This is a genomic window from Kaistella sp. SH40-3, from assembly GCF_030686865.1.
In the GTDB taxonomy this organism is placed as follows: Bacteria; Bacteroidota; Bacteroidia; order Flavobacteriales; family Weeksellaceae; genus Kaistella.
Genome location: NZ_JAQYUS010000004.1, coordinates 98,613 through 116,817 on the forward strand (window position 1 = coordinate 98,613; position 18,205 = coordinate 116,817).

Below are 18,205 nucleotides of genomic sequence, written 5' to 3' on the forward strand. Positions count from 1 at the left end.
AGATAATAAAATATTACAGAATCGCTTCCCGTACGCGTGTTAATTTCTGAAGTAATTCTTCCAGTTTATCCAAGCGAAGCATATTGGCACCATCAGAAAGTGCAACACTTGGATCGGGATGTGTTTCGATGAAAAGTCCGTCTGCGCCAACTGCGATTCCTGCTTTGGCAATGGTTTCAATTAATTCTGGTCTTCCACCAGTTACGCCGGAACTTTGATTCGGTTGTTGCAAAGAATGCGTAACATCTAAAATCACCGGAGCGTAATTTCTCATCGTTGGAATTCCACGGAAATCAACGACCAAATCCGTATATCCAAAAGAATTTCCTCTTTCGATAATTGCCGTTTTTGGATTTCCGGAATCATTCACTTTCTGAACTGCAAACTGCATTGATTCGGGAGAAAGAAATTGTCCTTTTTTTAAACTCACACATTTTCCTGTTTTTGCAGCAGCAATTAATAAATCTGTTTGACGAACTAAAAATGCCGGGATTTGTAAAACATCAACATATTGAGCAGCCAAAGCAGCATGTTCATTTTCATGAATATCTGTCGTAGTTGGAATGTTGAAAGTCTCTCCTACTTTTCTAAGAATTTTCAGAGATTTTTCTTCGCCAATAGTGGTAAAAGAATCTACTCTACTGCGATTTGCTTTTTTAAAACTTCCTTTGAAGATGTATGGAATTTCGTATTTATTGGTCATTTCCACAATTTTATCGGCAATATTTAAAGCCATTTCTTCGCCTTCGATAATACATGGACCTGCAATGAGGAAGAAGTTTTTAGAATTTTTGTGGTGGATGTTGTCTAAGTATTGAATCATTTTTAATGTTTGATTTAATTACAAAAATACGGATTTTTTTGGGGAATAAATCGTTCAATTATGTTCAAAGCGTTTAAAAAAATCCATAAAAAAACGGACTGAAAGCCCGTTTTAATAAAATTGTTAAGAATTAAACTTCTTTACTGTTTTTTCAATCGTATTTATATTTCGCGAAGTCATTTTTTCTTTCAAAGACTTTTTTCCTAAAACTTTTCCGAAGTTTGAATCTAAAGTATTTCCTTTAGCAACTTGCCAGTAAAAAGTTTGATTGATAATGGCTCCTTTTTCATTTTCGGATTTTAGAGAATTATTGAATTCATCTAAAAGTAAATTCTCAATATTTTCTATTCCAACAAAAACGTAAATGTGCAAATCTTCCGATTTTGTAAACGGATTTTTATTAAAAATATCAACAACTTCTTTTTCAGTTTTAAGGAAAAGAAACGCTTCGTAATTAAAATATTCTGAAAGTGCATTTTCTAAAATTACTTTTAATTCAGAACGATTTTTATCAGAAGAAAATAGAATATTTCCTGTGACTAAAACGGAGGAAACTTCTTGCATTCCAGCATTTGTAAACACTTTAGAAACTTCTGCCATTTTCATGGAAGTTCCGTTGACATTTACTCCGCGAAGAAAAGCGCAATATTTCAATTGTAAAAATTTAAACTTGAGCGATAAACTTTTCTTTCATTTCATCAGACAAGAAAGAATACTCAAAAGAATTGCGAACCAATTGTTTTACATCTTCTAATGATAAATCTAAAGCCTCGATGCAAGCCAGATAATTTTGGGTAACATATCCACCGAAATAGGCAGGGTCATCAGAATTCACCGTTACTTTTAAACCTAAATCCAACATCTTTTTAATCGGATGATGATCGATATGATCAACATTTCGAAGTGCCGTATTCGAAAGCGGACAAACCGTTAAACCAATTTTTTCTTCAACCAGTCTTTCAACTAATTTAGGATCAGTTAAACAATTATTTCCGTGGTCAATTCTGGCAATTTTTAATAAATCCAAGGCTTCATAAATATATTCAGCCGGACCTTCTTCACCTGCATGTGCAACGGGAATATAGCCTTCTTTTATGGATGCTTCAAAAACTTTCTGAAATTTTGAAGGTGGATTTCCTCTTTCGGAAGAATCTAAGCCAACTGCTTTTATAAGATGTTTGTATGGAAGTGATTGTGACAAAGTTTCGAACGCGTCTTCTTCCGATAAATGACGAAGATAACTCATGATTAATAAAGAAGAAATTCCGAATTGCTTTTCAGCATCTTCCCTCGCACGCTGGATTCCATTAATAACGGTAGAAAATTCTACGCCTCTTTTGGTATGCGTTTGCGGATCGAACATGATCTCTGTATGAACAACATTTTCCTTGGCACATTGATTAAAATAAGCCATTGTTAAATCATAAAAATCCTGTTCATGGATAAGCACATTTGCTCCGGCATAATAGATGTCCAGGAAATCCTGTAAGTTGCCGAACTGATATGCTTTTTTTACATCTTCAATACTTGCGTAAGGAATTTCTATCTTATTTCTTTGCGCGATTTCAAACATTAATTCCGGTTCGAAACTTCCTTCGATGTGAAGGTGTAATTCTGCTTTTGGAACTTTTTTAATATATTCTGATACTGTCATTTTGAAAATATTTTTAGTTGGTGTGGTAGAAAACTATTGTGTTGCTTTCATAATCGCAGAAGTTATTTGCGCCTCTTTTTCCTTGGCATACGTAGAATCATAAGGTTCCATGATTTCGAACAAATACGTATAAAATGGCGTGATTTTTTGAACTTTTTCTGCTTCGTTAAATGCTTTTTCTTTACCCATTATTTGCAAATCTTTAATGAAACCATTGAATTTTTTGTCAATTGGCTCGAGTGATTTTACAAGATAATCATACCCTTTGGCTTTTTGCCCAACTTTCGTATAAGCATCTGAAACGGCACCAACAATTAGAGAATATTCCATTGGTTTGGTTCGCATTTGTCTGCCCACAAAACGCTGTTCTTTTGGTGATAAACTATTGTAATAATCGTATTCTTCAAAGATTCCTTTCTTCAATTCTTCGGCAAGTTTCAAACCTTTCTGTTCTTGTCCAGCCACAATATATCCGTAAACCATAGAACTTAATGAGCGTGGATCATTGTATTTTGAAACTGGAATTTCACGAGATGCTAAATCCAATACTTCAACTGCTTTTGCTTTTTGTCCAGATAATGATAATGCCTCTGCAGCACGACTCGCTGAACTTCTATAACTCACGATATTCTGGGTACAGGTTTCATCAAAATGAACTTTCAAATCTTTGAAATTCCCCCATTTATAATTTTTAACAATATTGTAAAGAGAGTTGGCATCTACTCTACCCATTTCTCCATCTTCACGTTCTTTGGTTTCAATCGGCACCAATCGGTAACTGAATCCATCATACTGAAGATAATCTCCTAAAAAGAAAAGATTCTCGGGATCATAAACTCCACCTGAAGAGAAATTAATCGGTCTCTTCCAATCGAAGTTTGCAAGAATATCCATCAATAATAAATTATTTTTGAACATGCTGTTTTTCTTATAGTCAATGGTAATATGATCAACAGTCTGCGCCAAATCTTTTTGTTCTATGGTTCCTGATTTTAAAGCATTCTGTTTGTTAACTGGTAAAATAAATTTAGAAACAGGTAAGAAATTAAATTTCTCAAATTTCGCTTCTCCGAAAATCATTTTTAAAATTTCATCTTTATTTTCAGATTTCATTTTAATAAAGTTGACGGCTTCTTTCATCGTCATAGAATCTTGAGTCAAATATTTTCTAAATTCAGAAAATGTTGTTTCTGGAGCACCTTGATCTTTCAGATTCGCAAAGATATTTTCCCAGTCTTTTTTACTCATGATAAAGATTTGGTCATTGGTCCCATCTCGGTAATCTTCATGAACAAAAGTTGAAGGAACAGGCATCGAATTATAGGTTCGTCTCTTCACCTGGTCGATATTCCAAGGCGTTGAAAGCAAAGTAAAATTCACTACTTTTACATCATCCCGAAGGCCAGAAGTTTCCTGCATTCCCCAAATCGGGTACGTATCATTATCACCATAAACAAAAAGGATATCATTTTGGGGTAAAGATTTTAAAGTTGAATAAGCGTAATCATAAGCCGCATAACGTCCACTTCTATCGTGAACATTATAATTCTGAAAGCCCATCATTAAAGGAATACCTAGGAGCACAACTCCCGCTCCAATATTTAAAGCATTCGATTTTATCTTGTCCTGCAAATACCAAAGAATTGCGCCGGCGCCTAGTCCAATCCAAATTGCAAAAGCATAGAAGGAACCAACCATTGCGTAATCTCTTTCCCGAACTTCAAATGGTTTCACTCCGGTGTAAAAAATAATCCCGACACTCGTTATAATAAATAAGGATAAAATTGCGTAGAATCTACCAAAATCGCGATTAAGTTGGAAAAAGAAACCTATTAAACCTAAAATTAAAGGCAAGAAGAAAAAGCCAACAGTACTTTCATTTTTGAATTTTGCAGGCATTTTACTTTGGTCGCCATACATTGCATTATCAATAAATGAAATCCCAGAAATCCAGTTTCCTCGATTGTTTTCCATATTTCCTTCCAGGTCATTTTGTCTTCCAACAAAGTTCCACATGAGATATCTTACAAAATAATATCCATTCTGGAAGGTGAAGAAGTAATCTAAATTTTGTGCTAAAGACGGTCTTTGAACATTGATTAGGTCATAAGGTTTTACCTGTAAATAATCTGCGGCTTTAATGCTTCCCTCTTCGTATTTTTTTCTTAGATCATCAAAAATCTGATGTGCTTCCTGACTTTCAGCAACATCTGCGTTATCATAATTAAAGGTAAAATCGGGAGCACCATACATTGAAATATAGTTTTCCATGACCGCTTTATCGTCATTAAACATTCGTGGCAAAATACTTACATGTTCTTTACTGTAAACGTAATTAAAACGTTCTCCCACTTTTAAATAAGTCCCGGTTTTTTCATCTTTTTCATATACATCACCGGTTTTTGTTGTTTTATAGCTTCCGTCTTCGTTTTTTTGAATTCCTTTAGCATCAAGAGTTGCCGTATAGTTTTGACCATAAGAAGTTGGCCAGTCACCGTACTGTTCACGGTTATAATAATCCAACATCCCGATTGCGTTATCTGGATTGTTTAAGTTCATTGGTGGATTTGCGGTGGCACGAATCGGAATCACCATCCAGCAAGAAAAACCAATCATCATATAAACTACAGAAAGTACGATGGTTTGGTTAAGACTTTTTTTGCTTTTTCGGGCATATTTAAGTGCGAAATAACAAATTGAAATTAATATGATAAATGCGATGATCGTTCCCGAGTGGAAAGGGAGACCAATTCCGTTTACGGCAAAGACTTCCATTTTTCCAAAAAGCGTCATTATTAAAGGGAAGATTCCTTTAAATACAATCGCCAGAATTCCTAAAGTAATGACATTTGCCCAAAGGAAACTCTTCCACGAGAACTCATAATTACGCGCATAATAAATAAAGCAAACAGCAGGAATTGCAAGCATTCCCATCATGTGAACACCGATTGATAACCCGGTAACAAAGAATAATAAAATAATCCATCGCTCGTTATCGTTCTCAAGATATTCATTTTCCCATTTGGTAATCAACCACAACAAAAGTGCGATGAACATTGATGCCATTGAATAAACTTCTCCTTCCACCGCAGAAAACCAAAAGGTATCTGAAAATGTAAAACATAAAGCACCAATTACTCCAGCGAACAGAATTGAAATTTCCTGATGTTTCGTAATGTCAGTGAAATCTTTGTGAAGCAATCTTCTTACAAGATGCGTAATGGTCCAGAAAAGGAACAATATTGTAAATGCGCTGAATAAAGCCGACATTCCATTGATAACCACTGAATAATTCTCTCCATTTCCAAAAGCGAATATCGCTGCAACTGCACCAATTAATTGGAAAAGAGCCGCTCCAGGAGCGTGAGTAACCTCTAATTTTACAGCGGAAGAAATATATTCTCCACAATCCCAAAAACTAAAATTCGGTTCAATCGTTGATAAATAAGTAAAAAATGCAATGACGAATACCACCCATCCTAATACGGTATTCCACTGTTTAAAAGCCCAATTTTTCATATAAAATTTTCAATGATGCGAAAATAAGGTTTTTAACTTATTATCTGTTGCTTTTAACAAAATTTAAACAAATGGCTTGGTTTTTGTCTAGTAGCATTCCGCTGAAAAATAAATTATTAGGATGACATATCTCATCAATTTTAATACTACCTTCGTTAATTATTGTTCAATTATTTATTTTTTAGTATTTTTGCACATGGTTTTAATAGACTAAAATGACGAAATAATGACTAATGTTCACGATAACATTCTAGGCTTAATTGGCAACACGCCTTTGGTTAAACTTAATAAAGTTACCAAAGAAATTCCTGCCACAGTATATGCTAAATTAGAATCTTACAACCCCGGCCATTCTACAAAGGATAGAATTGCAATCCATATTATAGAAGCAGCAGAAAGAAAAGGTCTTTTGAAGCCTGGTTCTACTGTGGTAGAAACCACTTCTGGAAATACCGGTTTTTCAATCGCGATGGTTTGCATCATCAAAGGTTATAAATGTATTCTTGCAGTAAGTGATAAAACAAAACAAGAAAAGATTGCCTATCTAAAAGCTTTAGGTGCGACCGTTTATATTTGCCCCGCAAATGTTGCAGCAGATGATCCCAAATCTTACTATGAAGTAGCGAAAAGAGTTGCTGCCGAAACACCTAATTCAATATATATCAATCAATATTTCAATGAATTAAATATTGATGCACACTACCAAACAACTGGTCCGGAAATCTGGAAACAGACAGAAGGTAAGATTACGCATTTAATCGCCTGTACTGGCACTGGTGGTACTTTATCTGGCTCAGCCAAATTTTTAAAAGAGCAAAATCCTAATATCAAAGTCATTGGCGTTGATGCTTCTGGATCTATTCTTAAAAGTTTTCATGAAACAGGTGAAATTCACAAAGAGGACATTCACCCTTATCAAATCGAAGGAATGGGGAAAAATTTAATTCCCGGTGCTTTGTTATTTGATGAAATTGATGAATTCGTTCGTGTTAATGATGAAATGTCTGCCTACAGAACTCGCGAAATTGCATTGAAAGAAGCCATCATGGGTGGTTACACTACAGGTGCAGTTACACAGGGACTTTTGCAATATGCTAACTCCCACCCGTTCTCAAAAGACGATGTAGTTGTTGCAATTTTCCCAGACCATGGTTCCAGATATATTACAAAAGTATACAGTGATACTTGGATGGCAGAACAAGGATTTATAAATAATGGCGTTCATAATTATAACGAAATTTATAAAACCGAACTGATAAAATAACAAAATTCCAAAAAAAATAGAATAAACCTTTTTGTAGTAAGCGAAAGGTTTTTTTAGTTTAATTAATTAACTTTGAGTATTAAAACAATAAAATAATAATGAAAGATATTTTTGCCCGCCTTAGAGAAAATCCAGGACCATTAGGACAATTTGCAGATTATGCAGAAGGTTATTTTGTCTTCCCAAAATTAGAGGGACCAATTGGACCTAGAATGATTTTTCAAGGTAAAGAGGTGATTTTTTGGAGTGCTAACGATTATTTGGGACTTTGTAACCATCCTGAAGTTTTAGAAGCAGATGCAAAAGCGGCGGCAGAATTTGGAATGTTTTATCCAATGGGTGCCAGAGCAATGTCGGGTGAAACTGAACAACACCAACAATTAGAAAGAGAATTGGCTGAATTCGTAAATAAAGAATCAGCTTACCTTTTAAACTTCGGTTATCAGGGAATGGTTTCTACCATTGATGCTCTTGTTGGCAGACATGATGTTATCGTTTATGATGCCGATTCACATGCTTGTATCGTTGATGGAGTTCGTCTTCATATGGGTAAAAGTTTTACTTATAAACATAATGATATCGATAGTTTAGAAAAAAATCTAGTTAGAGCGACTAAAGTTGCCGAAGAACAAGGTGGCGGTATTTTAGTAATCACTGAAGGTGTTTTCGGAATGCGCGGAATGCAAGGAAAGATTAAAGAAATCTGTGACTTAAAATCTAAATTCAATTTCCGATTATTGGTTGATGATGCTCATGGATTTGGAACTTTAGGAAAAACTGGCGCAGGTGCTGGTGAAGAGCAAGGTTGTCAGGATCAAATTGATGTTTACTTCTCTACTTTTGCAAAATCAATGGCAGGTTTTGGAGCATTCATCGCTGCAGATAAAGATATCATTAGAATCTTAAAATATAATTTACGTTCACAGGTATTTGCAAAATCTTTAACAATGCCAATGGTAATTGGAGGTTTAAAAAGATTAGAATTACTTCGTTCAAGACCAGAAATCAAAGCGAAACTTTGGGAAAACGTTCGTAAATTACAAAACGGTTTACTGGAAAGAGGATTCAACTTGGGAGGTTCGAACACTTGTGTAACTCCTGTAATGATGGAAGGTTCAACTGTTGAAGCCACGCTACTTTCCCGAGATTTAAGAGAGAATTTTGGAATCTTTACTTCGGTAGTAATTTATCCGGTAATTCCAAAAGGGATGATTTTATTGAGATTAATTCCAACCGCTTCTCACACCGATTCTGAAATTAATGAAACCCTCGCGGCTTTTGAAGCAATTCACGAAAAACTCGTTTCCGGATTCTATAAAGAACAGGAACAGAAATTAATAGAAGAAAAAAATCTGCAATTTAAGAACTCGTAAAATTTTTCAGGATATATTTTCGATATATACCGCTTGAAAAATTCAAGCGGTTTTTATTTATACAAAAAACTACAAATATGAGCCAAGTAATAATTACCAAACAGGATTTTAATAAAATCCACAGATCAATTACCGATGCTAAAGCAAAGAATAGCATTAAAAAAGAAGAAGCCGAAAAACTCCTCGCAGAATTAAAATCTGCAAAAATTGTAGACCAGTCAGAAGTAGATAGCGATGTTGTTACCATGAACTCGATCGTGAAAATTCACTTTCAGAATAATAAAACAAGCATGGAATTTCAATTGGTTTATCCGATTGATGCGAACATTAAAGAAAAGAAAATTTCTATATTTTCTTCCGTTGCATCTGCCTTAATCGGTTACCGAGTTGGTGACGAAATTGACTGGCTGATTCCTTCTGGCATGACGAAAATTGTTATTGACGAAGTACTATATCAACCAGAATCCGCCGGTGATTTTGATTTATAAATAATTTTTTAAAATAAAAGAGCCGAGCAAGAAATTTTAAGCAAGAAAACGAAAGTTGAAAATGAGGATCATTTTTTCACTGTTGTGGACTTGTAACAAAAAGTCACAGATTACTTTGTGACTTTTGTGGTTTTAAAAAAATCATGGTTCAAATCTCCTCGATTTAAAATAAATTTGCAAAAAGAATACTTTTGAAAGATCTTCTCCTCATCACGCCGCCATTTACCCAACTCAATACGCCTTATCCTGCAACGGCTTATATTAAAGGCTTTTTGAACACGAAAAACATTTCGAGTTATCAAATGGATTTGGGAATTGAAGTGATTTTAAAAATCTTTTCAAAAAATGGAATTCAAAAAATATTTGCAGAAAAAGTTAAAGAAAATAGTTCTGAAAACTCACAGCGAATTTTTGCTTTAAGGGAAGAATACATTAAAACTATTGATCAGGTTGTTCTTTTTCTACAAAATAAAAATCCTACGCTGGCGAGACAAATTTGCAGCATGAATTTTTTACCAGAAGCATCGCGGTTTAATCACTTGGATGATATGGAATTTGCGTTTGGAAATATGGGTTTACAGGATAAAGCAAAACATCTCGCAACTTTATATTTAGAAGATTTATCTGATTATATCATTGAAAACATTGATGCCGATTTTGGCTTCAGTCGATACGCTGAACGAATTGGACAAAGTGCAAATTCATTTGATGAACTGTATTCAAAATTAAATTCTGAACTAACTTTTACAGATGATTTTACGTTAAAAATATTAGAGGAAAAATTAGATTCCATTCAACCAAAAATGGTTTGTTTTTCTGTTCCTTTTCCAGGGAATTTGTATTCTGCTTTCAGATCTGCTCAATTCATAAAAGCCAATTATCCTGAATTAAAAATAGTAATGGGCGGTGGTTTTCCGAATACGGAATTAAGAGAATTAAAAGATCCTCGCGTATTTGAATTTTTCGATTATATCACTTTAGATGATGGGGAATTGCCAATAGAACTCGTTTTTGAAAATGCTGTTTCGATTAAAGATATTTCGGAAGGAGAATTCAAACGGACGTTCATCTTAGAAAATCAGCAAGTCACTTACAAAAATAATACGAAGAGATTAGATTATAAACAGGCATTTATTGGAACTCCGGATTATACCGATTTGCTTTTAGATCAATATATTTCGGTGATTGAAATTGCCAATCCAATGCACAGTTTATGGAGCGACGGAAGATGGAATAAACTCACCATGGCGCACGGTTGCTATTGGGGCAAATGTACTTTCTGCGATATTTCTTTGGATTACGTAAAACTCTACGAACCTATTTCTGCTAAAATTTTGGTAGACCGAATGGAAGAATTGATTGCTCAAACGGGCGAAAATGGATTTCACTTTGTAGATGAAGCTGCACCACCAGCATTGATGCGAGAAGTTGCCTTAGAAATTCTACGCAGAAATCTAGTCGTGACTTGGTGGACCAATATTCGTTTTGAAAAAAGTTTCAGCAAAGATTTATGTTTTCTTTTAAAGATATCTGGTTTAGTGGCAGTTTCAGGCGGACTCGAAGTTGCAAGTGACCGATTGTTAAAGTTAATAGACAAAGGAGTGTCTGTAGATCAGGTTGCAAAAGTAACCCGTAATTTTACCGAAGCCGGAATCATGGTTCACTCCTACTTGATGTTTGGTTTTCCTACCCAAACCGAACAGGAAACCGTTGATTCTCTGGAAATGGTAAGGCAGCTCTTTGAAATGGGAATTTTGCAAAGTGGTTTCTGGCATCAGTTTTCGCTGACTGCACACTCACCAATCGGAAAAAATCCCGAAGAATTTGGTGTGCAACCGATTAATGAAGAAATCTTGTTTGCGCATAATGATATTCAGTTCACGGATCAAACAGGAATTGACCATAGCAAATTTAGTTTTGGTCTGAAGAAATCTTTATTCAATTTCATGCATGGAATTAATTTTGACCTGCCATTAAAGGATTGGTTTGATTTTAAAATTCCGCGAACAACCATTCACCCAGATTATATTCACGACTGTCTTTTAGAAGAAGAAAACTTTATTTTTAAAGGAAATTCAAAGTTAATTTTCTTGGATAAAAACCCTCATTTAGAAAACTTTAACAAAAAAACGAAAGCCGGTTCTTTAGAATTTACGCGCTTAACTTTTCATCTTAAAACGAATATTGTAAAAATAGAATTGGAAAGAGAAAAAGCAAATTGGCTGATGAAAAATTTTGTAGAAAACTCGACTGATAATCCAAAAAAAATTACACTGCAACAACTTAAAACTCAGTTTGAAGAACTTTTTGAAGATTTCGAATTGTTCTGGTTTTCAAAACCAATTCAACTACTGAAAGAAAATGGGGTTATTTTGAGTTTGTGAGTTTTAAAGTACAAAATTTTTCAGTGGCTTAAAAAGTAAAATATTGGATACAAAATTGATGCGTGTAATTTTAAATAAACGTACATGAATCCAACAGAAGATTTATCGCTGAACAAAATCGCAAAAATTACCATTCTCTTTTGGCTAATGAAAATTGTCGCCACAACGCTCGGCGAAACCTTAGGTGATTTTATTGCACAAACACTCGATTTGGGATATCTTGTTGGAATCGGCATTACGCTGGTCTTTTTTCTGTTCACCCTTTATTTACAACTCAACTCTAAAAAATACACTCCTGCTTTCTTCTGGTTGGTCATTATTGGTACTACAACTTTAGGGACTGAAATCTCCGATTTTATTGACCGAAGTTTACATTTAGGGTATGCAGTGGGAAGTTTAGTTCTTGTTAGTTTTCTTATATTGACACTTTATCTTTGGTATAAAAAATACGAAAATCTGGAAGTTTATCCTATTTTTCAAAGACAGAAAGAAATCTTTTTCTGGGTTGCCGTTTTATTTTCTAATAGTCTGGGAACTGCATTTGGAGATTATCTAAATGATGGTTTAGGATTGAGTTATTTGGTTGGTGCAATGATCACGCTGGCAGTTATTCTCGTCGTTGTTCTGCTTCATTCTTATACCAAAATTAATCACATTGTTTTATTCTGGATTGCTTTTGTTTTTACCCGACCATTTGGGGCTACGTTCGGCGATTTTCTAACTAAACCAATTGCGAAGGGAGGCTTGGATTTAGGAACTTTAAATGCCTCACTTGTTTCGGTCTTCATTATGATTACTTTAATAATTATTGCTCATAAAAAGGAAATAACTCAACGATAATATTGCCAACATAAATTTTAATTATCATTCATAAAGTATTTGTAATTGATATTTTAATTGTTGGAAAATGTTGTTATTTTGTTGGTAATCTTACGAATTATGGCTAGTTCACGAATGACATAAAATAAAAAATCCCATCTTAAAAATAAGATGGGATTTATATTGATAAAAAGAAGTTTATTCTGCTAGAATAATTCCTTTATTATTGCTGAATTCTATCACTCCACTTTTCATGGAAAAAGAAAATACACTTTCCTTTTCGTTTTCTCTAGTGAAATGCTCACTGTACTGCTCCTTAATTTCATCGGTGAACACTTTTATTTTCCCCCCATTCAATGAGGCAACAATAGCGGCGTGATTTTTCATGATATGAAACTCACCATTTTTTCCAGGAAGTAAAACTGATTTTACTTCACCTTCAAAAACTACAAATTCCGGAGTTAAAATTTTAATATTCATTTTCTTTGGGTTCTAGATTTTGGGTTGTAGGTTGTAGGATTAGAAAACTATGACCTAAAACCAATTACCTAATTCCTAATTACGCGTTTTCCGCTAACATTTTTTCACCTGCTTCGATTGCTTCTTCAATGGTACCTTTAAGGTTAAAAGCGGCTTCAGGTAAATGATCTAACTCACCATCAATGATCATGTTAAATCCTTTGATCGTATCTTTAATATCTACCAATACTCCTTTTAATCCGGTAAACTGTTCTGCAACGTGGAAAGGTTGAGATAAGAATCTCTGCACTTTTCTTGCACGGTAAACTGATAATTTATCTTCTTCTGAAAGTTCTTCCATTCCTAGAATCGCGATGATATCTTGTAATGCTTTGTATTTTTGAAGAATTTCTTTCACTGCCTGTGCACAGTCATAATGCTCATTTCCTAAAATTTCAGGAGTCAAGATTCTAGATGTAGAAGCCAATGGATCTACCGCTGGATAAATTCCTAATGAAGCAATTTTTCTATCTAATACTGTAGTTGCATCTAAGTGAGCAAACGTAGTCGCCGGCGCTGGATCAGTTAAATCATCCGCAGGAACGTAAATTGCCTGTACTGATGTAATTGAACCATTTTTGGTTGACGTAATTCTTTCTTGCATCGCACCCATTTCTGAAGCCAAAGTTGGTTGGTAACCTACTGCAGATGGCATTCTTCCTAATAGTGCAGACACTTCAGAACCCGCTTGTGTAAACCGGAAGATATTATCTACGAAAAACAAGATATCTCTACCTTGACCAGTTCCGTCTCCATCTCTAAAACTTTCAGCGATTGTTAAACCAGACAAAGCTACTCTTGCTCTTGCCCCAGGTGGCTCATTCATTTGTCCGAAAACGAAAGTAGCCTTAGACTCTTTCATCGCTTCCAAATCAATTTTAGATAAATCCCAACCTCCATTTTCCATAGAGTGCATAAAATCATCACCATATTTAATAATACCTGATTCAAGCATCTCTCTCAAAAGGTCATTTCCTTCTCTCGTTCTTTCACCTACACCAGCAAAAACAGAAAGTCCACCGTGACCTTTTGCAATATTGTTAATTAATTCCTGGATTAGTACTGTTTTACCAACACCTGCTCCACCGAACAAACCGATTTTTCCACCTTTTGAGTATGGTTCTACCAAGTCAATTACCTTAATACCAGTAAAAAGAACTTCTGCTGAAGTTGATAATTGATCAAATTTTGGTGCTTCTCTGTGAATTGGCAATCCGTCTTCCTTAGACACTTGTGCAATTCCATCGATTGCATCTCCAACTACATTAAACAATCTACCATATACCTTTTCACCAACAGGCATTGTAATTTGTTTTCCTTGCGAAACTACTTCCTGACCTCTTTGAAGTCCGTCTGTAGCATCCATTGCGATACATCTTACAGAATCTTCACCAATATGTTGTTCTACTTCAAGTATTACTTTGTTACCGTCGGATTTTACGATTTCCAATGCATCATAAATGCTTGGGAGTTCTGCCGCATCTGTAAAAAGTACGTCGATTACCGGTCCGATAATTTGAGAAATTTTTCCTTTAAGTTGGTTTGCCATTGCTAATTTTTTTCTTGGTGCAAATATAATGAATATTGTCATATTTGCAATTGCTTTAAAAGAAGATTTTTGTCATATTTGCACAAAGTTATTTTGACGCCATTTTCAAGGCAATTATTTCCATTTTTATTAAGAATTTCATTTGAAAATTACAGAAAATTTCAACGGATCAAATTCCCAAAAACCTCTCGCACTCTCGATTGGTATGTTTGATGGCGTTCATCTTGGGCATCAAAGCATCATTAATAAACTGAATAGAATTTCGGAATCAAAAAATTTAGAATCTGGAATTCTTACTTTTTGGCCACATCCAAGAAAGGTTTTTAACCCGAGAGATGATTTAAAGTTGTTGAATACCATCGAAGAAAAAACGTATTTGCTCCGGAAAAACGGATTACAACAATTATTTCTAAAAGAATTCGATGAAGATTTCAGAAACCTAGCGGGTGAAGAATTCGTGAAACAGATTTTGGTAGAGAAACTTCAAGTCAAACATTTGATTATTGGCTATGATCATACTTTCGGAAAAAATCGAAGCGGTGATTTTTCATTATTAAAGAAGATGGGTCCAGAACTCGGTTTTGAAGTTGAGCAAGTTGAAGCGGTTTCTTATAAAAACCTTAACATCAGTTCAACCCAAATAAGAAATGCTTTATCCAATGGCGATATTCTTTCTGCCAATGAAATGCTGGGCTACAACTATTCTATTTCTGGAACGGTAATTCACGGTAAAAAAATTGGGAGAACCATTGGCTATCCTACTGCAAATATTGAAGTTGATTCCATAAAATTACTGCCAAAAAAAGGAGCGTATATCGTTGATGTTTTTGTAAAGCACCAACATTACAAAGGAATGCTCAGTATTGGAACCAATCCAACCGTTAATGGAAAAACGATTTCGGTAGAAGTTTATATTTTAGATTTTAATAAAGATATTTATGGACAAGAAATCTCCGTTAATTTTAGAGATTTTCTACACGAAGAAATTAAATTTAAGGGTCTCGAAGAATTAATGGTGAGATTAGATGAAGATAAAAGATTGACATCGGAATTCAAGTTTTAGGAATTCAACAACTCCTCTCTTTTTTTCTTTGTTAAAGATCGAACGATTAAATCGTAAGAATGATCGATCAACTTAAAAATTAACTCTGGTTTCAAACCTTCACACGTCACCGAATTCCAATGGGTTTTATTCATGTGATATGCTCCTTCAATTTGATGATATTGCTCTCGAAGTTCAGCACTCCATTCTGGATCTGTTTTTACTGAAATTGTTATCGGTTGCTTTTCTAAAGGAATTAAAGCAAACATCTTCCCGCCCACTTTCAACACCAACGTTTCTGGATTAAAAGGAAAAGTTTCTTCTACGCCTTTTTTAAGTTGACAATACTCTAAAATTTCATTGACATCCATTGTTATGATAAGTAAACATTATTTGATAATTAGTAATATGTAACATAACTACTCGCTGATTATTTTTGACACTTTAAAATTACTAAATTTGTGTGAGCGTTTAAGAATTACATATTGCTCAACAATTATTACTTATCTAAAAATTATGATCGCATTAATCATCGGCGCAACTGGCGCAACAGGAAAAGATTTAGTCTATCAATTACTTCAGGATTCTGATTTTAAAGAAGTTCATGTTTTTGTCAGAAAACCTTTAGACATCAACGATTCGAAACTAAATGTTCATATCGTCGATTTCAGTAAACCTGAAGAATGGAAAGATTTGGTAAAAGGTGATGTTGCATTTTCCTGTCTCGGCACTACTTTAAAAGCCGCTGGAAGCAAAGAAGCACAGCGTAAAATTGATGTCGATTATCAATATGAATTCGCGAAATCTGCAAAAGAAAATGGAGTTGAAGATTTTATTTTAGTTTCTGCTTATGGTGCAGATTCGAAATCGAAAATCTTTTATTCTCAACTAAAAGGAGAATTGGAACAAAAAATTAAAGATTTACATTTTAATAAAGTCACCATTTTTCAACCTGGAATGCTGGAGCGAAAAAGTTCTGATCGTTTCGGAGAAGTCACAGGTGGAAAAATAATTAAGCTCATCAACAAACTAGGTTTACTAAAAAGCCAGAAACCTTTGCCCACAAAAGTTCTTGCTCATGCAATGATCAATGCATCTAAAATAAAATCGAATGGTTATTCTAAAATTAAATTAGGAAGCATCTTCAGTTTCGCTGACAAACATAATTAGTTTAAGATATAAAAGATTATTAATTGCAATTCTCTTTAACGCAAAGGTTTAATTAATAGTGCTGTATAAAATTACAGGCGGAAAGGCGTTTCACTTAGCAAAAGGATTTTTAAATAGCTTTTAACTGTCAACAATTTAAACCATAAAGTCACAAAGTTTTTTTAGTTTAACAATTCGTGCATTCGGAGCAATTTCAAATAAAAAAGCCGTTTCAACATTACTGAAACGGCTTTTAATTTTAATATCTAGAAAGATTATACTTTCATGATCTCGGCTTCTTTCACTTTAAAATGATCGTCGCACAATTTGATGTATTTATCGGTAATCACTTGAATTTTTGCTTCTTCATCTTTAATTAAATCTTCAGAAACTCCTTCTAATTTGCGAAGTTCTTTCATTCCATCCTGACGTGCATTTCTTACGACAATCTTCGTAGATTCTGCTTCAGATTTCGCTTGTTTTGCCAACTCCCGTCGTCTTTCTTCCGTTAATGGTGGAACATTCAAAATAATATTATCCCCATTATTTGACGGTGCAAAACCAAGGTTTGAATTGATAATCGCTTTTTCGATGGGCCCAATTGCAGTTCGATCCCAAGGTTGAATCGAAATAGTCATCGCATCCGGAATCATCACATTAGCAACTTGGCTCAGTGGCGTTGGTGCTCCGTAATACTCTACCATAACGTCTTGTACCATTGTTGTAGAAGCACGTCCGGCTCTAATTTTCTGAAAAGCATGTTCCAAATGTTTGATGGCAGCATCCATTTCCTGCTTAACCATTCCTACAATAAGTTCTAATTCTTCCATTATATCTAAATTTCTGTTTTATTAATTAAAATGAAGCATTCAAAAATAGGACTATTTTTTTATAAATTCACTAAAGTTCCTACCGATTCGCCTTGAACTACTTTCAGAAGGTTTCCTTCTTTATTCATATCAAAAACAATAATTGGTAAATTGTTTTCTCTACTCAAGGTGAAAGCCGTCATATCCATTACTTTCAAGCCTTTTTCAAAAACTTCCTGAAAAGTTAAAGAATTATATTTCACCGCATCTGCATTTTTTTCTGGATCAGAATCATAAATTCCATCGACTCTTGTTCCTTTTAAAATAACGTTTGCATCGATTTCAATAGCACGCAAAGTCGCTGCAGTATCGGTGGTAAAATAAGGATTTCCTGTACCTGCTCCGAAAATTACGACTCTGCCTTTTTCTAAATGACGAACTGCTTTTCTTTTAATGAAAGGTTCAGCCACTTTATCCATTTCAATTGCACTTTGCAAACGCGTATAAATTCCCGCATCTTCCAAAGCACCTTGCAATGCCATACCATTAATTACGGTGGCCAGCATTCCCATATAATCACCCTGAACTCTATCCATCCCTGTAGCGGCACCAGCAAGACCTCTAAAGATATTTCCGCCACCAATTACGATCGCTACCTGACAACCAATATCAACTAACTTTTTAATTTCTGCAGCATATTCTTTCAATCGGTCGTTGTCGATTCCGTATTGGCGGTTTCCCATTAATGCTTCGCCACTCAATTTTAGAAGAATTCGTTCGTATTTCATTTTTACTTATTTTTACATTTTTACG

General features: G+C 34.5%; 16 protein-coding genes. 7 read left to right on the forward strand and 9 right to left on the reverse strand.

Going from position 1 to position 18,205, the window contains the following annotated elements:
* Positions 1–13 precede the first annotated feature (13 nt).
* The 4 genes from kdsA to PUH65_RS08075 all read right to left on the reverse strand — a co-directional run bounded on the left by kdsA (position 14) and on the right by PUH65_RS08075 (position 5,996).
* Complete coding sequence (gene kdsA / locus PUH65_RS08060) at positions 14–823, reverse strand: 3-deoxy-8-phosphooctulonate synthase (RefSeq protein ID WP_305519419.1); 810 nt, start codon at positions 821–823, stop codon at positions 14–16.
* Positions 824–946: 123 nt separating this feature from the next.
* Positions 947–1,477: a DUF1697 domain-containing protein gene (locus tag PUH65_RS08065; RefSeq protein ID WP_305519421.1), complete on the reverse strand. Its 531-nt coding sequence runs from the start codon at positions 1,475–1,477 to the stop codon at positions 947–949.
* Positions 1,478–1,487: 10 nt separating this feature from the next.
* Complete coding sequence (locus PUH65_RS08070; protein ID WP_305519422.1) at positions 1,488–2,477, reverse strand: adenosine deaminase; 990 nt, start codon at positions 2,475–2,477, stop codon at positions 1,488–1,490.
* 33 nt (positions 2,478–2,510) lie between these two features.
* A complete protein-coding gene (locus PUH65_RS08075; RefSeq protein ID WP_305519423.1) occupies positions 2,511–5,996 on the reverse strand; it encodes a DUF2723 domain-containing protein in 3,486 nt (1,161 codons plus the stop codon).
* A 226-nt stretch (positions 5,997–6,222) separates the two neighbouring features.
* Between PUH65_RS08075 and PUH65_RS08080 the strand changes: the two genes are divergently transcribed.
* The 5 genes from PUH65_RS08080 (at position 6,223) to PUH65_RS08100 (ending at position 12,345) form a co-directional block, all read left to right on the forward strand.
* Positions 6,223–7,260 carry a PLP-dependent cysteine synthase family protein gene (locus PUH65_RS08080; protein WP_305519424.1) on the forward strand — a complete coding sequence of 346 codons (1,038 nt, stop codon included), beginning with the start codon at positions 6,223–6,225 and terminating at the stop codon, positions 7,258–7,260.
* A 98-nt stretch (positions 7,261–7,358) separates the two neighbouring features.
* Positions 7,359–8,633, forward strand: a complete 1,275-nt coding sequence (locus PUH65_RS08085) for an aminotransferase class I/II-fold pyridoxal phosphate-dependent enzyme (protein WP_305519425.1) — start codon at positions 7,359–7,361, stop codon at positions 8,631–8,633.
* A 77-nt stretch (positions 8,634–8,710) separates the two neighbouring features.
* Positions 8,711–9,121, forward strand: a complete 411-nt coding sequence (gene rnk, locus PUH65_RS08090; protein WP_305519426.1) for a nucleoside diphosphate kinase regulator — start codon at positions 8,711–8,713, stop codon at positions 9,119–9,121.
* A 191-nt stretch (positions 9,122–9,312) separates the two neighbouring features.
* Entirely contained in the window at positions 9,313–11,505 is a 2,193-nt protein-coding gene (locus PUH65_RS08095; RefSeq protein WP_305519427.1) for a radical SAM protein, read from the forward strand.
* An 84-nt stretch (positions 11,506–11,589) separates the two neighbouring features.
* On the forward strand, positions 11,590–12,345 hold the full coding sequence (locus PUH65_RS08100) for a hypothetical protein (RefSeq protein WP_305519428.1): 756 nt from the start codon (positions 11,590–11,592) through the stop codon (positions 12,343–12,345).
* 177 nt (positions 12,346–12,522) lie between these two features.
* Here the strand turns inward: PUH65_RS08100 and PUH65_RS08105 are convergent, their stop codons facing one another.
* Entirely contained in the window at positions 12,523–12,804 is a 282-nt protein-coding gene (locus PUH65_RS08105; protein ID WP_305519429.1) for a F0F1 ATP synthase subunit epsilon, read from the reverse strand.
* Positions 12,805–12,883: 79 nt separating this feature from the next.
* A complete protein-coding gene (gene atpD / locus PUH65_RS08110) occupies positions 12,884–14,392 on the reverse strand; it encodes a F0F1 ATP synthase subunit beta (RefSeq protein WP_305519430.1) in 1,509 nt (502 codons plus the stop codon).
* A 142-nt stretch (positions 14,393–14,534) separates the two neighbouring features.
* Between atpD and PUH65_RS08115 the strand changes: the two genes are divergently transcribed.
* Positions 14,535–15,455 carry a bifunctional riboflavin kinase/FAD synthetase gene (locus PUH65_RS08115; RefSeq protein WP_305519431.1) on the forward strand — a complete coding sequence of 307 codons (921 nt, stop codon included), beginning with the start codon at positions 14,535–14,537 and terminating at the stop codon, positions 15,453–15,455.
* On the opposite strand, the gene PUH65_RS08120 is transcribed toward PUH65_RS08115, so the two are convergent.
* A complete protein-coding gene (locus tag PUH65_RS08120; protein WP_305519432.1) occupies positions 15,452–15,805 on the reverse strand; it encodes an MmcQ/YjbR family DNA-binding protein in 354 nt (117 codons plus the stop codon). The two genes, PUH65_RS08115 and PUH65_RS08120, sit on opposite strands and share 4 nt — an antisense overlap.
* Positions 15,806–15,950: 145 nt before the next feature.
* On the opposite strand from PUH65_RS08120, the gene PUH65_RS08125 reads away from it, so the two are divergent.
* Positions 15,951–16,604, forward strand: coding sequence for an NAD(P)H-binding protein (locus PUH65_RS08125; RefSeq protein ID WP_305519434.1), 654 nt, complete (start codon positions 15,951–15,953; stop codon positions 16,602–16,604).
* Between the two features lie 254 nt (positions 16,605–16,858).
* Here PUH65_RS08125 and frr read toward each other — a convergent pair whose 3' ends face one another.
* Positions 16,859–17,413: a ribosome recycling factor gene (frr, locus tag PUH65_RS08130; RefSeq protein ID WP_305519436.1), complete on the reverse strand. Its 555-nt coding sequence runs from the start codon at positions 17,411–17,413 to the stop codon at positions 16,859–16,861.
* A 59-nt stretch (positions 17,414–17,472) separates the two neighbouring features.
* On the reverse strand, positions 17,473–18,180 hold the full coding sequence (gene pyrH / locus PUH65_RS08135; protein WP_305519438.1) for a UMP kinase: 708 nt from the start codon (positions 18,178–18,180) through the stop codon (positions 17,473–17,475).
* Positions 18,181–18,205: the final 25 nt, after the last annotated feature.

What these genes read in the sequence shown, in the direction of transcription:
- pyrH (WP_305519438.1), bottom strand. Translation starts at nt 18,180, where the DNA reads ATGAAATACGAACGAATTCTTCTAAAATTGAGTGGCGAAGCATTAATG.
- PUH65_RS08080 (WP_305519424.1), top strand. Translation starts at nt 6,223, where the DNA reads ATGACTAATGTTCACGATAACATTCTAGGCTTAATTGGCAACACGCCT.
- PUH65_RS08125 (WP_305519434.1), top strand. Translation starts at nt 15,951, where the DNA reads ATGATCGCATTAATCATCGGCGCAACTGGCGCAACAGGAAAAGATTTA.
- rnk (WP_305519426.1), top strand. Translation starts at nt 8,711, where the DNA reads ATGAGCCAAGTAATAATTACCAAACAGGATTTTAATAAAATCCACAGA.
- PUH65_RS08075 (WP_305519423.1), bottom strand. Translation starts at nt 5,996, where the DNA reads ATGAAAAATTGGGCTTTTAAACAGTGGAATACCGTATTAGGATGGGTG.
- PUH65_RS08070 (WP_305519422.1), bottom strand. Translation starts at nt 2,477, where the DNA reads ATGACAGTATCAGAATATATTAAAAAAGTTCCAAAAGCAGAATTACAC.
- PUH65_RS08120 (WP_305519432.1), bottom strand. Translation starts at nt 15,805, where the DNA reads ATGGATGTCAATGAAATTTTAGAGTATTGTCAACTTAAAAAAGGCGTA.
- atpD (WP_305519430.1), bottom strand. Translation starts at nt 14,392, where the DNA reads ATGGCAAACCAACTTAAAGGAAAAATTTCTCAAATTATCGGACCGGTA.
- PUH65_RS08100 (WP_305519428.1), top strand. Translation starts at nt 11,590, where the DNA reads ATGAATCCAACAGAAGATTTATCGCTGAACAAAATCGCAAAAATTACC.
- frr (WP_305519436.1), bottom strand. Translation starts at nt 17,413, where the DNA reads ATGGAAGAATTAGAACTTATTGTAGGAATGGTTAAGCAGGAAATGGAT.
- PUH65_RS08105 (WP_305519429.1), bottom strand. Translation starts at nt 12,804, where the DNA reads ATGAATATTAAAATTTTAACTCCGGAATTTGTAGTTTTTGAAGGTGAA.
- kdsA (WP_305519419.1), bottom strand. Translation starts at nt 823, where the DNA reads ATGATTCAATACTTAGACAACATCCACCACAAAAATTCTAAAAACTTC.
- PUH65_RS08085 (WP_305519425.1), top strand. Translation starts at nt 7,359, where the DNA reads ATGAAAGATATTTTTGCCCGCCTTAGAGAAAATCCAGGACCATTAGGA.